Source organism: Streptomyces sp. NPDC056222, assembly GCF_042264065.1.
Classification (GTDB): Bacteria; Actinomycetota; Actinomycetes; order Streptomycetales; family Streptomycetaceae; genus Streptomyces.
The window spans coordinates 54,479-67,566 of sequence record NZ_JBHJTL010000023.1 but is presented as its reverse complement, the minus strand read 5'-3'; the positions used below and the strand labels follow the sequence as shown (position 1 = coordinate 67,566).

General features: G+C 72.2%; 12 protein-coding genes and 1 pseudogene. 2 read left to right on the top strand and 11 right to left on the bottom strand.

Annotated elements, in window-relative coordinates:
* Positions 1-163 precede the first annotated feature (163 nt).
* Together ACFC0D_RS13995 and ACFC0D_RS13990 are read right to left on the bottom strand one after the other, a co-directional pair.
* On the bottom strand, positions 164-577 hold the full coding sequence (locus tag ACFC0D_RS13995; protein WP_376434544.1) for a tetratricopeptide repeat protein: 414 nt from the start codon (positions 575-577) through the stop codon (positions 164-166).
* Between the two features lie 10 nt (positions 578-587).
* Entirely contained in the window at positions 588-1,709 is a 1,122-nt protein-coding gene (locus ACFC0D_RS13990; RefSeq protein ID WP_376434542.1) for a flavin-containing monooxygenase, read from the bottom strand.
* A 51-nt stretch (positions 1,710-1,760) separates the two neighbouring features.
* On the opposite strand from ACFC0D_RS13990, the pseudogene ACFC0D_RS13985 reads away from it, so the two are divergent.
* Positions 1,761-2,141 (top strand): annotated as a pseudogene (locus tag ACFC0D_RS13985) (methyltransferase family protein); the annotation flags it as partial.
* A 40-nt stretch (positions 2,142-2,181) separates the two neighbouring features.
* Here the strand turns inward: ACFC0D_RS13985 and ACFC0D_RS13980 are convergent.
* The 8 genes from ACFC0D_RS13980 to infC all read right to left on the bottom strand — a co-directional run bounded on the left by ACFC0D_RS13980 (position 2,182) and on the right by infC (position 11,573).
* Positions 2,182-3,900: a LuxR C-terminal-related transcriptional regulator gene (locus ACFC0D_RS13980; RefSeq protein ID WP_376434540.1), complete on the bottom strand. Its 1,719-nt coding sequence runs from the start codon at positions 3,898-3,900 to the stop codon at positions 2,182-2,184.
* Between the two features lie 145 nt (positions 3,901-4,045).
* The gene (pheT, locus tag ACFC0D_RS13975; protein ID WP_376434538.1) at positions 4,046-6,574 is read right to left on the bottom strand and encodes a phenylalanine--tRNA ligase subunit beta; all 2,529 of its coding nucleotides are present in this window, start codon (positions 6,572-6,574) and stop codon (positions 4,046-4,048) included.
* On the bottom strand, positions 6,574-7,701 hold the full coding sequence (gene pheS, locus ACFC0D_RS13970) for a phenylalanine--tRNA ligase subunit alpha (RefSeq protein ID WP_376434536.1): 1,128 nt from the start codon (positions 7,699-7,701) through the stop codon (positions 6,574-6,576). Before pheS ends, pheT begins: the two co-directional genes overlap by 1 nt.
* 135 nt (positions 7,702-7,836) lie before the next feature.
* Positions 7,837-8,985, bottom strand: coding sequence for an ATP-binding protein (locus tag ACFC0D_RS13965; RefSeq protein ID WP_376434534.1), 1,149 nt, complete (start codon positions 8,983-8,985; stop codon positions 7,837-7,839).
* 82 nt (positions 8,986-9,067) lie between these two features.
* On the bottom strand, positions 9,068-9,907 hold the full coding sequence (locus ACFC0D_RS13960; protein ID WP_376434532.1) for a TrmH family RNA methyltransferase: 840 nt from the start codon (positions 9,905-9,907) through the stop codon (positions 9,068-9,070).
* Positions 9,908-10,027: 120 nt separating this feature from the next.
* Positions 10,028-10,414 carry a 50S ribosomal protein L20 gene (gene rplT / locus ACFC0D_RS13955; protein ID WP_043227974.1) on the bottom strand — a complete coding sequence of 129 codons (387 nt, stop codon included), beginning with the start codon at positions 10,412-10,414 and terminating at the stop codon, positions 10,028-10,030.
* 107 nt (positions 10,415-10,521) lie between these two features.
* On the bottom strand, positions 10,522-10,716 hold the full coding sequence (gene rpmI / locus ACFC0D_RS13950; protein WP_019884943.1) for a 50S ribosomal protein L35: 195 nt from the start codon (positions 10,714-10,716) through the stop codon (positions 10,522-10,524).
* Between the two features lie 125 nt (positions 10,717-10,841).
* Entirely contained in the window at positions 10,842-11,573 is a 732-nt protein-coding gene (gene infC, locus ACFC0D_RS13945) for a translation initiation factor IF-3 (protein WP_376434529.1), read from the bottom strand.
* A 308-nt stretch (positions 11,574-11,881) separates the two neighbouring features.
* Between infC and ACFC0D_RS13940 the strand changes: the two genes are divergently transcribed.
* Complete coding sequence (locus ACFC0D_RS13940) at positions 11,882-12,244, top strand: DUF1844 domain-containing protein (protein ID WP_329122634.1); 363 nt, start codon at positions 11,882-11,884, stop codon at positions 12,242-12,244.
* Positions 12,245-12,309: 65 nt separating this feature from the next.
* On the opposite strand, the gene ACFC0D_RS13935 is transcribed toward ACFC0D_RS13940, so the two are convergent.
* Positions 12,310-13,044 carry an SseB family protein gene (locus tag ACFC0D_RS13935; RefSeq protein WP_376434526.1) on the bottom strand — a complete coding sequence of 245 codons (735 nt, stop codon included), beginning with the start codon at positions 13,042-13,044 and terminating at the stop codon, positions 12,310-12,312.
* Between the last annotated feature and the right edge of the window lie 44 nt (positions 13,045-13,088).

The following is a 13,088-nucleotide window of genomic DNA, read 5'->3' as shown; positions in this document are numbered from 1 at the left end:
CGCCCCTGTGGCCGCGTCGATTCTGCCGACCGCACGGGGGGCGGGGGAACAGCGACCGGACATCTCACCCGAAGGAGTGAGCGCCCCCGGCGCGCCGTGGCGCGCCACCCGTCCGCCACCCGCACAGAAGGCGCAGTCCCGCACGGGTGCGCCCCCTCGGCCCTCAGGTCGTCGTGCCGCGCACGATGTCCACGACCCGTCGGTAGAGCCGCTCCGCCCCGGTCAGGTCGCCGCGCAGGCGCAGGACGGCGCCCAGTGCGTTCAGCGGCGGAGCGAGACGCATGTCGTGGGGGCCGTAGGCACGTTCGTAGAGGTGCACCGCGTGGCGCAGGGTCTCTTCGGCCTCGGCGGGTCGGCCCAGCGCTTCGAGCAGGATGCCCAGGGCGGACGCCGCATCGGCCGCCTCGGCCGAGGCGGGACCGGCCGTGCCCCGCGCGAGCCGGAGGGCCGCCCGCAGCGAACGCTCGGCCTCCGCGTAGCGGCCCCCGGCCCGGTGCCACCGCGCCCGCGCCATGTGCTCGCGCACCCGGCGCCGGGGTGCCGCCGTGTCCGTCGTCGTGTCCGTCGTCGTGTCCACGAAGCACCCCCTACGCGAGGACCTTCGCCTTCGGCCTGTGGTGCACGGCGTTTCCCGCGAGGTGCCGGACGACGTACTCCGCGTCCCTGCCGGCGCCACCGATGAGCATCGACGCGAAGGCGTACTGGAAGGCCAGGCCGACGAAGTACAGCCCGGGCGACGAGGGCACCACGCCGCGTTCCTCGAGCGGCCAGCCGTCGTCGTCCGTGACCGGGATGTCGATCCAGGAGAAGTCCTGCCGGAAGCCGGTGCACCAGACGACGTTGGCGACGTCGAGCACACGGCCCCCGTCGAGGACCGGCAGCCCGTCGCGCACACCGACGGTCCGTTCAGGGACCATCTCGACGCCGGCGCGGGAGAGGTCGGCCCGCTTGATCCTGATCAGCGGCCCGCCATGGGCCCTGACCTCGGGACGGATCTTGCGGCCGATGGGGGTACGGAGTGTCAGCAGGTGCTGTGCCAGGAACCACAGGACCGGGAAGATCACGTGCGCCGGCCCGCCCTCGATGTCGAACGGGATCTCGCCGTGGATCGGCCCGCTGAGCACGGTGGGGTGGCCCGCCGAGCCCACCTCGTGGGCGACGTCCCCGCCGGAGTGCGAGGCTCCCACCACGAGTACGCCGCCGGGCCGTAGCTGAGCGGGGTTCTTGTAGGCACTGGAGTGCAGCTGTGTGATGCGCGGGTCGAGAGCGTCGGCGAAGGCGGGGATGTACGGGGTCCGGCCGAATGTGCCGGAGGCGACGACGACGTTGTCGCACGCATAGGCCGTCGTGTCCGTCTCCACGAGGTACCGCCCGTCCTCGCGGCCCACCCGCCGCACGCGCTGCCCGTTGCGCACGGGCAACCCGAAGGTGGTGGCGTACGTCTCCAGGAAGTCGGCCATCTCGTCCTTGGTGGGGAACGACGTCGGCGGTGCGGGGAAGCGCATCCCGGGCAGCGAGGCGGCGCGCGCCGGACTGAAGAGGCGCAGGGAGTCCCAGTGGCACCGCCAGTTGTCGCCGATGCGGTCGTTGCCGTCCAGGACGACGAACGGCATGCCGCGCCCGGCGAGGTGGTATCCGGTCGCGAGACCCGCCTGACCGGCGCCGATCACGACCGTCTCGATGTGTTCAGCCCTGTCGGTGAGGTTCATCGTCGGCCTCCTCAGTCGGTCCTTGTGTTCGACACTAGGGAGGTGGGAGGCATGACGGCTTCGGGAGAACGCCCCAACCGCGCGGCTCGACGGCGATGGGTCATTCTGTCCAATGTGCCGGTGCCCGAGGCTCATCTGGTGGGCCTCGGAATCGCCGCGTGGCTGGGGCGCTCACACCCCTGGGCGCTGCCGGGACCGCGTTCCGCGCACCGTCTCGTGGGCGTGCCGCTGATCGCCGCGGGTGCGTGCCACATCGCCCGTGCGGTGCGGGCCGCCCGCCGGGTCGACCTCGCCGATCCGGACCGCCTGGTGGTGACGGGGCCGTACGCCGCCGGCAGGAACCCCATGTACGTGGGCTGGGCGCTGCTGCACATCGGCGCGGCGGTCACCGGCGGCTCTGGCTGGGCGCTCGCGTCGTTCCTGCCCGTCGCCGCGTGCATGCACGGCGAGGTGCTGCGCGAGGAACGAGCCCTCACGGACGCGTTCGGTGAGGAGTACCGGCGCTATCGGGCCTCCGTGCCCCGCTATCTGCCACGTCCCGGTCGCCGCGCCGCGTGCCGACCAGGTCGTGCTCGTAGGCGTACGCCGTGGCCGCGGATCGGGAGGAGAGGCCGAGCTTGCCGAAGATGTTGCTCAGGTGCCGGGCCACCGTCTTCTCGCTGAGGACCAGTTCGGCGGCTATCGCATGGTTGGTCCGGCCGGCGGCGACGAGCCGCAGGACCTCGATCTCGCGGGGACTGAGCCCGGTGTCGTCGGCGGGCCGGTCGCGGGTGGGCGTGTCGAGCCGGGCCAGGTCGGGGGCCGCGCCGAGCTGCCGGAACACCTGACGCGCCGCGTCGAGTTCCAGCCGGGCCGTGTCCGCGTCGCCGAGCCGCTGCCGTGCACGGCCCACCAGGACGCGGGACCGGGCCCGGTCGTACGGAGCGTCGAGTTCCGCCCAGGTCCGGCACGCGTCGAGCAGGGCGTCGAGCGCGGCCGGGGCATCGCCCTCGGCCAGGAGTACGCCCCCACGGGCATGCGCGGCGACGGCGGACAGCAGCGGGGCGCCGATGTCGGCGGCGATCCGCGACAGCTCGTCCGCCGCGCCGCGGGCCGCGGCCACGTCGCCGGCGGCCAGCATGATCTCCACGTACGCGGCCAGTACCTTCGCCCGGCCGAGCCGGTCCGGCGTCTCGTCCGCCGCACCCCTGATCGCCCCGACGGCCGCGTCGATCCGGCCCTGGGCCAGCCACAGCAGGGCGAGCCCGGGCTGCGCCGGGTGCCCGCATCGGTCGGCCCGGCGGTAGGCCTCCTCCGCCTTCGTGAACGCGCCGCGTACCCGGTGCAGCTCGGCCTGCTGGTAGAGGGCCATGCCGAGCGCCGGGTGGCCCGGCAGCTCGGAGAGCCGGTCGCACGCCTGCCGCGCCTCGTCCAGCGCGTCGGGCCATGCGCCGCGGGTCTGGAGCACCTGGGAGCGGTGGACCAGGCACTGGCCGCGGTACGGCACGAGATCCGGCTGGGAGGCGCACCAGTCGGACAGCGCCGCCGTCCACTCCTGTGCGCGGCGCAGGTCGAACATCTCCTGGCAGGCCTCGATGACGCTGCAGTAGACGATGCCGGTCACGAGCGGCGACAGCTCGCCGGAGGTGACCGCGACCATGCTCTCGTCGAGGAGCGTCACACCGGCGGCGATCTCTCCCCCGGCGATCAACGCCCGGCCCTGGCCGTGCCGGGCGAGGGCCACCAGTTCCGGGTCCGCGAAGCGTTCGCCGATCTCGACGACCTTGGTGAAGACGGCGTGCGCCGCCTCGGCGTCGCCCTCGTAGACGAGCCGCACGCCGGAGGGGAACAGCACATAGCCCTGCTCCACACAGTCGAGCCGCCCGTCGTCGATCAGTCGCTGCCCCCGGGCGAGCCACCCGCCGCCGCGGGCCACCTCGCCCTTCAGGATGAGCGGCATCGCCATCCAGAACGCGCACCGCACCGCTCGCGCCGGCAGGCCCAGACGCAGGTACGCGTGGTGCGCCCGCTCGGTCGCCGCGCCGCTCTCCGCGTCGTGTCCGACCAGGTATGCGGCGGTGGCCAGCCGCACGAGGTCGTCGGGCCCGAGCGACTCCTCCCGGTCGGCCTGCGACAACCAGGTGTAGGCGTCCCGCCACGCCTGGCGACCGAAGGCGTCCCTGGCCTGTTCGAGTTCCGCAGCGACGTCCATGGCGCCTCCTCCCCCATTGCACCTCGCGATCGCGGGCTTGTCAGGCCGAGGGACCCGGGGGAACGCGCAAGGGGCATCGAGGGCGAACGCCGAAGGGGGCCGGCCCGGTGGTCACCGGTCCGGCCCCCTCCTGGGGTCAGCGCGTTCAGGCGCCGCGCAGCACCGCGCCCGTGCGGTCGGCCGCGAGGGCCACGGCCGCGTCGCGCGCGGCGCTGGCCTCGTCGACCGTGAGGGTGCGGTCCGTGGCACGGAACTTCAGCGCGTAGGCCAGGGACTTCTTGCCCTCGCCGAGCTGGTCGCTCGTGTACACGTCGAACAGCCGGATGGACTCGAGGAGTTCACCGGCGCCGTCGCGCAGCGCGGCCTCGACCGTGGCGGTGGGGACCGCCGCGTCGACGACCAGGGCGACGTCCTGGGTGGCCACCGGGAAGGAGGAGATGCTCGGGGCCTTCAGCGGTCCCTCGTTCGCCTTCTCCACCAGGTCCAGGTCCAGCTCCATCGCGCAGGTGCGGTCCGGCAGGCCGAGCGCCTTCACGACGCGCGGGTGCAGCTCGCCAGCGTGGCCGACGAGGACCTGCTCGCCGTCCACGACCACGTGGAACGCGGCGCAGCGGCCCGGGTGCCACGGGGCGTGCTGGTCGGCGCTGATGATCAGCTCGACACCGGCCTCGGCGGCCACGGTGCGGGCCGCCTCGATCGCGTCCGCCCAGTCGGACGGACGGCCCTTGCCCCACCAGCCGGCCTGCTCGCGCGCCCCGGCGAGAACGACGGCGACGCGACGCGGCTGCGCGGGCAGCGCGGCGGTCACGGTGGCGATCTCCTCGTCGGTCGGGCGACGGTCGACGGGCAGCCGCACGGCGACACCCGGCTGGTCGCCCGGGCGGAAGACCAGACCGGTCTCGAAGAGCGCCAGGTCGTGGCTGCCGCGTCCGTCGTTGCGGCGCAGCGCGCCGAGCAGGCCCGGCAGCAGCGTCGTACGGAGCGCGGGCTCCTCGTCGGAGAGCGGGTTGACGAGCGTGACCACACGGCGGCGGGCGTCGTCCGCGTCCAGGCCGAGCTGGTCGAAGACCTGCGCCCCGATGAACGGGTAGTTCAGCGCCTCCACGTAACCGGCGCCGGCCAGCGCGCGGCCGACCCGGCGGTGGGTGCGCTGGCGCTCGGTGAGGCCACGCCCGGCGGGCGGCTTGGGCAGCGTCGAGGGCAGGTTCTCGTAGCCCTCCAGGCGGATGACCTCTTCGGCCAGGTCGTTCGGCACGAACAGGTCGGGACGCCACGACGGGACGGTGACGACGAGCTCGTCCTGCCCGTAGACGTCGCAGCCGATCTCCTGGAGGCGGCGGACGACGGTCTCGCGGCCGTAGTGGACGCCCGCGACCTTGTCCGGGTGGTTCGCCGGCATGGTGACCGTGCGGGGCGCGGACGGGGCGACGATCTCGGTGACACCGGCCTCGGCCGTGCCGCCCGCGAGCAGCACGAGCAGGTCGACGCAGCGCTGCGCGGCGGCGGCCGCGGCCTGCGGGTCGACCCCGCGCTCGAAGCGCTTGGACGCCTCGGAGGCCAGCTTGTGACGGCGGGCCGTGCGGGCGATCGAGATCGCGTCGAAGTGCGCGGCCTCGATGACGACCTCGGTGGTGCCCATGACGATGCCCGTCTCGGGGTCGATCACCGGGTCGGCGATCTCCGTGTGGGCGCCGCCCATCACACCGGCAAGACCGATGGGGCCGCTGTTGTCGGTGATCAGCAGGTCCCCGGAGTCGAGGACGCGCTTGACACCGTCGAGCGTGGTGATCGTCTCTCCGGCGGCGGCACGACGGACCCCGATGGGGCCGTCGAGCCGGGTGCGGTCGTAGGCGTGGAGCGGCTGACCGAGCTCGAGCATCACGTAGTTGGTGATGTCCACGGCGAGCGAGACCGTGCGCATGCCGGCCTTCTGGAGCCTGCGCTGCATCCAGATGGGGGTGCGCGCCTCGGGGGTGACCCCGACGACCGTACGGGCCGTGAAGCGGTCGCAGCCGATCGGGTCGGCGACCTGGATCGGGTAGCCGTACGAGTTCGGCACGGGCACGTCGAGGAGCGCCGGGTCGCGCAGCGGCAGGCCGTACGCGATGGCGGTCTCACGGGCGATGCCGCGCATCGAGAGGCAGTAGCCGCGGTCGGGCGTGACGGCGATGTCGAGGACCTCGTCGTACAGCTCCAGGAGCTTCGTGGCGTCGATACCGATCTCGAGCTCGGGCGGCAGCACGATGATGCCGTGCGAGCCGTCGTCGCCCATGCCCAGCTCGTCGCCGGAGCAGATCATGCCGCGGGAGACCCGGCCGTACGTCTTGCGCTCGGCGATCCGGAAGTCACCGGGGAGCACGGCGCCGGGCAGCGCCACGACGACCTTGTCGCCCTCGGCGAAGTTCCGGGCGCCGCAGATGATCTCCTGGGGCTCGCCGGTGCCGTTGGCCTGGCCGACGTCGACGGTGCAGAAGCGGATGGGCTTCTTGAACTCCGTCAGCTCCTCGATGGTGAGGACCTTGCCGACGACCAGCGGGCCGGTCAGGCCGGCGCCGAGCTGCTCGACGGTCTCGACCTCGAGTCCTGCCGGAATGAGCTTGGCCTGGACGTCGCGTCCGGTCTCCGTCGCCGGCAGGTCGACGTACTCCCGCAGCCAAGAAAGCGGGACCCGCATCAGATCTCCATCCCGAACGGCCGGGTGAATCGGACGTCACCCTCGACCATGTCTCGCATGTCTTCGACGTTGTGGCGGAACATCAGCATCCGCTCGATGCCGAACCCGAAGGCGAATCCGCTGTACTTCTCCGGGTCGACGCCGCAGGCGACGAGCACCTTGGGGTTGACCATGCCGCAGCCACCGAGCTCGATCCAGCCCTCGCTGCCGCAGGTGCGGCAGGGGCGGTCCGGGTTGCCGACGGACTCGCCGCGGCAGACGTAGCAGAGCATGTCCATCTCGGCGGACGGCTCGGTGAACGGGAAGAAGTTCGGGCGGAGCCGGGTCTTCATGTCGGGCCCGAAGAGCGCCTGGACCATGTGGTCCAGCGTGCCCTTGAGGTCCGCCATGGTCAGGCCCTCGTCGACGGCGAGCAGCTCGATCTGGTGGAAGACCGGGGTGTGCGTGGCGTCGAGCTCGTCGGTCCGGTAGACGCGGCCGGGGCACACCACGTAGACCGGGGGCTCCCGGTCGATGAGCGTGCGGGCCTGCACCGGGGAGGTGTGCGTCCGGAGCACGACACCGGACTCGTCGCCGGTGGTGCCCTCGGGGCCCTGGACGAAGAAGGTGTCCTGCATCTGGCGCGCCGGGTGGTCCGGGACGAAGTTGAGGGCGTCGAAGTTGAACCACTCCGCCTCGACCTCGGGACCCTCGGCGACCTCGTACCCCATGGAGACGAAGACGTCGGCGACCCGCTCCATGAGCGTGGTCAGCGGGTGGCGGGCGCCGGCCGGTACGCGGTCGTACGGCAGGGTGACGTCCACCGCCTCCTCGACCAGGACGCGGGCGTCGCGCTCGGCCTCGAGCTCGACCTGGCGGGCGGCGAGGGCCTTGGAGACGGCGCCGCGGGCCTGGCCCACGAGCTTGCCTGCGGCGGCCTTGGCCTGCGGCGGCAGCGCGCCGATCTCGCGGTTGGCCAGCGCGAGCGGCGAGGTGCCACCGGTGTGCGCGACCTTCGCGTGCGCGAGCGCGTCGAGGTCACCCGCGGCGGCGAAGGCGGCGAGCGCCTCGTCCCGCATGCGCTCGATCTCTTCCGGTTTCAAGGCCTCGACCTCGACCGGGTCGTACGACTTATTGGGTGCGGACATCTCTTCCCGTGCTTCCGTTTGGCTGGCTGGGCGGCCCCGCTCGACGACAAGGGCGCAAACGTGCCAAAGGTCGAGTCTAACGGGGTGCGAGGACGCGAATGAGCCCGTGGGCGGCCGGGGCGGCTGGTGATCTCGTCAGGCGAGATAGGCCGGGGCGCCGACGGGCAGGATAAATCGGAACTCGGCGCCGCCGCGGGGACCGCGGCCGACGGTGATCGTGCCGCCGTGGGCCTCGACGATGCCCTTGACGATGTAGAGGCCGAGTCCGGTGCCACCGCGCTTGCTCCCCCGCCAGAAACGGGTGAAGACACGGCCCATCGACTCCTCGGGGATGCCGGGGCCTTCGTCGCTCACGGTGACCGCCGTTCCCTTCTCTCCGTCGGTGGTGGCGCAGGTGGGTGCCACCTCGATGGTGACGGTTCCCTCGCCGTGGCGCACCGCATTTTCCAGCAGGTTGCCGAGGACCTGGTCGACCTTGTCGGGGTCGGCCCACAGATCGGGCAGCTGCGGCTGGACCCGTACGAAGAAGCGGTCCGGGGACTGGCCGCCGGTGGTGTGGGCCTGGATGTGACGGCCGACGGCGGCGGCGATGTCGACGGGCTGGCGGCGCACCTCGAGCCGTCCGGAGTCGATCCGGGAGATGTCGAGGAGCTCGGCGATGAGCCGGGTGACCCGGTTGGCGTCGGCGTCGACGGTCTCCAGCATCAGCCGCTTCTGGTCGTCGGTGAACCGCTCCCACTTGGCGAGCAGGGTCGCCGTGAAGCCCTTGACGGAGGTCAGGGGGGAGCGCAGCTCGTGGGCGACGGTGGCGATGAGCTCGGCGTGGCTGCGTTCCGTACGGCGCCGGGCCTCGGTGCCGCGCAGCGAGACGACGACGCGGCGGACGGGTCCGGTGGGGTGCTCGCGGATGTAGCGGGCTGAGACCAGGACCTCGCGGCCGCCGGGCAGCAGCAGATTGCGCTCGGGCTGGCCGCGGCGGGTGGCGAGCCCGCCGTACGGGTCGGTCAGGCTCCACCAGCGGCGGCCCTTGAGGTCCTCGAGGGGCAGCGCCTGCTCCAGGGGGAGGCCGAGGGCCTGAGCGCCGGGTACGGAGGTGATGCGGCTGGCGGCAGCGTTGAAGCAGACGACCCGGCCCGTGGCGTCGGCGATGACGAGGCCGTCGGGCAGGTCGTCGGGGTCGATGCCGGGGCTGTCGGGTGCCGTTCCGGAGGACCCGTCCGGGTCCTCCGGGGCAGGCGGCTCGGCACTCCGTGCGTGTGTGGGACTGTCCGTGCCGACCGTCATCCCCGTTCCCCACCCCTCCGTGTAGCGCAGTGGGCCCCCGAGCCCGTCACCCTACTAGGTGGACGTGGCCGAGTGGACCCCCTCAGGCGGAGGTTCGGGGGCGCTGGGCACGCGCGGAGGCGTACAGGCACACGGCGGCGGCCGTCGCGAGGTTGAGGCTCTCGGCCTTGCCGTGGATCGGTACGCGCACCACCGCGTCGGCGAGCGCGCGGGTCTCCTCCGGGAGCCCCCATGCCTCGTTGCCGAAGACCCAGGCGGTGGGCCCGCCCATGGTGCCGGCGTCCAGCTCGTCGTCGAGGTCGTCCTCCCCGGCCCCGTCGGCGGCGAGGATCCGTACGCCCGCGCTCTTCAGGCCGGCGACGGCCTGCTCGACCGGGACGCCGACGACGACCGGGAGATGGAAGAGGGAACCGACGGAGGCGCGGACGGACTTGGGGTTGTACAGGTCGACGGAGGCGTCGGTGAGGACGACGGCGTCGGCGCCGGCCGCGTCGGCGCAGCGCAGCACGGTGCCGGCGTTCCCCGGGTCGCGTACGTGCGCGAGGACGGCGACCAGCTTGGGCTTGGCGGCGAGGATCTCCTCGAAGGGCGAGTCGAGGAAGCGGCAGACACCGACGAGGCCCTGCGGGGTGACGGTCTGGGAGACCTCGGCGAGGACGGCGTCGGGGGCGAAGTGGACCCGGGCCCCGGCCGCGCGGGCGGCGTCGACGATCGTGGCGTACCGCTCGGCGGCCTCGACGGTGGTGAAGAGCTCGACGAGGGTGGGCTCACCCGTGCCGCTGCGGTGCTCGACGGCCTCGCGGACGGCCTGCGGGCCCTCGGCGATGAAGAGGCGGTCCTTGCCCCGGAAGTTGCGCTTGGCGAGCCGCCTGGCGGCGACGACGCGCGGGGAACGCGGGGAGATCAGCTCGGGGGTACCCATGGGGTCGGTGGCTCTTTTCGGGGGTCCGGGCGGGTGAAGGGGCTGGTGTGCTCCGAACACGACCGGACCCGCAGGCCCGAAGGCCTGCGGGTCCGGTGCAGAAGATCTGCGGCCTGGAGATCAGGCAGCGGCCTTCGGGGCGTTGACGTCGGCCGGAAGGGCCTTCTGCGCGACCTCGACCAGCGCGGCGAACGCGTTGGAGTCGTTGACGGCCAGCTCGGCGAGGATCTTGCGGTCCACCTCGATGTTGGCGGCCTTCAGACCCTGGATGAGGCGGTTGTACGTCATGCCGTTCTGGCGGGCAGCGGCGTTGATGCGCTGGATCCACAGCTGACGGAAGTCGCCCTTGCGCTTCTTGCGGTCGTTGTAGTTGTAGACCAGGGAGTGGGTGACCTGCTCCTTGGCCTTGCGGTACAGGCGCGAACGCTGACCGCGGTAGCCGGAGGCCGCCTCGAGGATCGCCCGGCGCTTCTTGTGGGCGTTGACTGCCCGCTTGACGCGTGCCACTTCTTAACTCCTTGTAGCGGGGTCGCGGTGGTACTCACACGACCCGGAAAACGGATGGGTCCCGGACTTGGCCGGATGCCCTCGTCGCCGAGGGCGGGAGATCAAGCTCAGATGCCCAGCATCTTCTTGATCTTGGCCGCGTCGCCCGGGGCCATCTCGGCGTTGCCGGTGAGGCGACGCGTCAGCTTGGACGACTTGTGCTCGAGCAGGTGGCGCTTGCCGGCGCGCTCGCGCAGCACCTTGCCGGAGCCGGTGATCTTGAAGCGCTTCTTGGCACCGGAGTGCGTCTTGTTCTTCGGCATCGCGCCGTTCTCTCCTCGTCAGTGGCGCTCCCTCCCGGTGCGAACACCGGACATACGGGAGCGTCAGTTCTTCGTTTGGTGGTTCCGGGCGAGGCCCGGGGCTGTCTGGGTGACAGCCCCTCGGGTCACGCCTCGGGGTTCTCGGCCGGAGCCTCGGCGGAAGCCTCGGCCGAAGCCTCCTCGGCCGGAGCCTCGGCGGTCTCGTCGGACGAGACGCCCTGACGCTCCGCCTTGCGCGCGGCCTGGGCCTCACGCGCCTCGGCCATGGCCTCGGTCTTCTTCTTGTGCGGGCCAAGAACCATGATCATGTTCCGGCCGTCCTGCTTCGGGTTGGACTCGATGAAGCCAAGCTCCTCGACGTCCGAAGCCAGCCGCTGCAGCAGCCGGAAACCAAGCTCGGGGCGGGACTGCTCACGACCACGGAACATGATCGTGATCTTGACCTTGTCGCCCTGCTTGAGGAACCGGACGACGTGACCCTTCTTGGTGTCGTAGTCGTGCGGGTCGATCTTCGGCCGGAGCTTCATCTCCTTGATGACCGTGTGCGCCTGGTTCTTGCGCGCCTCACGGGCCTTCATGGCCGACTCGTACTTGAACTTCCCGTAGTCCATGAGCTTGCACACGGGCGGACGGGCGTTCGCCGCGACCTCGACCAGGTCGAGGTCGTACTCCTGTGCGAGCTCCAGGGCCTTGGCAAGCGGAACAATCCCGACCTGCTCGCCGCTGGGACCGACAAGTCGCACCTCGGGAACGCGAATCCGGTCGTTGATGCGGGGCTCGGCGCTGATGGATCCTCCTCGGTAGCACCACGCGACCGCCTGGCGGACGGACGCGTATGTCTGTTTCAGTGAGACCAACCGCGCCGGGATATGAAAAATGCCCCGGACGGGACACAGGCGGGGCTCCACGGAAATACCGGAGCACCGCCGCGGTGAACCGCGGGGCGCACATCGGGTGGCTCCATCGTCCGTACGGAACGATGGGCGCCACCTGACCGGTGACCCGCCGCCCGCGAGGGCGGCCAGGTGGGAGATCGGAGCCTCCACTTGTGGGCCGGGCACACAGGTGTCCGGCCGGTCGTTACACAAGGTTAGCACCGACTGCCCGGGTTCGCTAACCGAGGCCGACGGGAGGGAGGAAGGGCCGCCCGGCTTATCGTGTGGGCATGAGCGAGACGCCCCACTCCCCCGAGTCCCCCGACTTCGACGACATGACCCGTGACATCGCGGAGGTCCCCGCGGTCGAGGTCATCGTGACCGTCGCGGTGAACCTGATGAGCGCCGCCGCGGTGAAGCTGGGCCTCACCGAGGACGGCGAGAAGCACAAGGACCTCGACGAGGCGCGGAAGCTGGTCCACGCCCTGGCGGGCCTCCTCGACGCCGGCGCGACGGAGATCAGCTCCTTCCACGCGGCGCCGCTGCGGGACGGCCTGAAGTCCCTGCAGCTGGCCTTCCGCGAGGCCTCCCTCATCCCGGACGAGCCGGGCCAGGGACCGGGCGAGAAGTACACGGGGCCGGTGTACGGCTAGGTCGTCGAGACCGTGACACCGGGACGACCGGCCCGCGGGGGTGCGGGGGTCGCCCCAGGACCCGATCAGTTCTTTACGTAGAAGGGCTCGCCCGGAGGCGTGGCCGTGGCCGGCAGGAGTGCCAGGTCGAGGCCGCGTACCAGGCGGGCCCTCAGTGTTTCGTCGGCGGCCAGGGAACGGGCCACCCGCTGCGCGGCCTCCGCGGGGGCGGCATCGTCGGCCAGGACGAGCGCGAGGGTGCCGTCCGCGCTGCCGGGGCCGAGATGGGCGCGCAGGACCGCGGGCTCGGCGGCGACCGCGTTCCGTACCGCCTCCCGTACCGCCGGATCGCCCAACGGGTCCGCGCTGGTGCGGCCCTCCGCGAGGGCCAGCAGCACCGGGCCGCTCAGCTGGTACGGGACGGGTCCCGCCAGGTCGAGGACGACGGTGTCGGCCTTCTCGTGCGCGGCGGCCTGCAGCGCCTGGTGCAGGGGGACGGCGACGGGCCGGGCGGCCGGGTCCCACAGAGCGAGCGAGGCGATCGAGGTGAACGCGGGCAGCGCCCGCCGGTCGCCCGCGGTGAGCGTGGGCACGGCCATGTCGCTGGTCTTCTCGCGGCGAAGACCCGTCTCGGGGTCTTCCTCGACCTCGCCGAGGACGGCCACGATGGGGACGAGCAGGCGCGCGTCCCGCAGTGCCGCCAGGACGGGGCCGTGGGCGGTTCTGTCCTCCGCCCAGGCCGCGAGGGCCGCGGCGAGCCGCGGGTCGGCGGTACCGTCGTCGTCGGAGAAACCGGGGTCAGGGATGTTCTTGAGCGCCACGTACCGAGCCTAACCGCCGCTCCCGGGCCGCTTTCCCAGCGGGT

Bases quoted from the DNA above. Each gene is read 5' to 3' on its own strand.
- ACFC0D_RS13990 (WP_376434542.1), bottom strand. From the start codon at position 1,709: ATGAACCTCACCGACAGGGCTGAACACATCGAGACGGTCGTGATCGGC.
- pheS (WP_376434536.1), bottom strand. From the start codon at position 7,701: ATGTCCGCACCCAATAAGTCGTACGACCCGGTCGAGGTCGAGGCCTTG.
- rpmI (WP_019884943.1), bottom strand. From the start codon at position 10,716: ATGCCGAAGAACAAGACGCACTCCGGTGCCAAGAAGCGCTTCAAGATC.
- ACFC0D_RS13940 (WP_329122634.1), top strand. From the start codon at position 11,882: ATGAGCGAGACGCCCCACTCCCCCGAGTCCCCCGACTTCGACGACATG.
- ACFC0D_RS13980 (WP_376434540.1), bottom strand. From the start codon at position 3,900: ATGGACGTCGCTGCGGAACTCGAACAGGCCAGGGACGCCTTCGGTCGC.
- pheT (WP_376434538.1), bottom strand. From the start codon at position 6,574: ATGCGGGTCCCGCTTTCTTGGCTGCGGGAGTACGTCGACCTGCCGGCG.
- ACFC0D_RS13960 (WP_376434532.1), bottom strand. From the start codon at position 9,907: ATGGGTACCCCCGAGCTGATCTCCCCGCGTTCCCCGCGCGTCGTCGCC.
- ACFC0D_RS13965 (WP_376434534.1), bottom strand. From the start codon at position 8,985: ATGACGGTCGGCACGGACAGTCCCACACACGCACGGAGTGCCGAGCCG.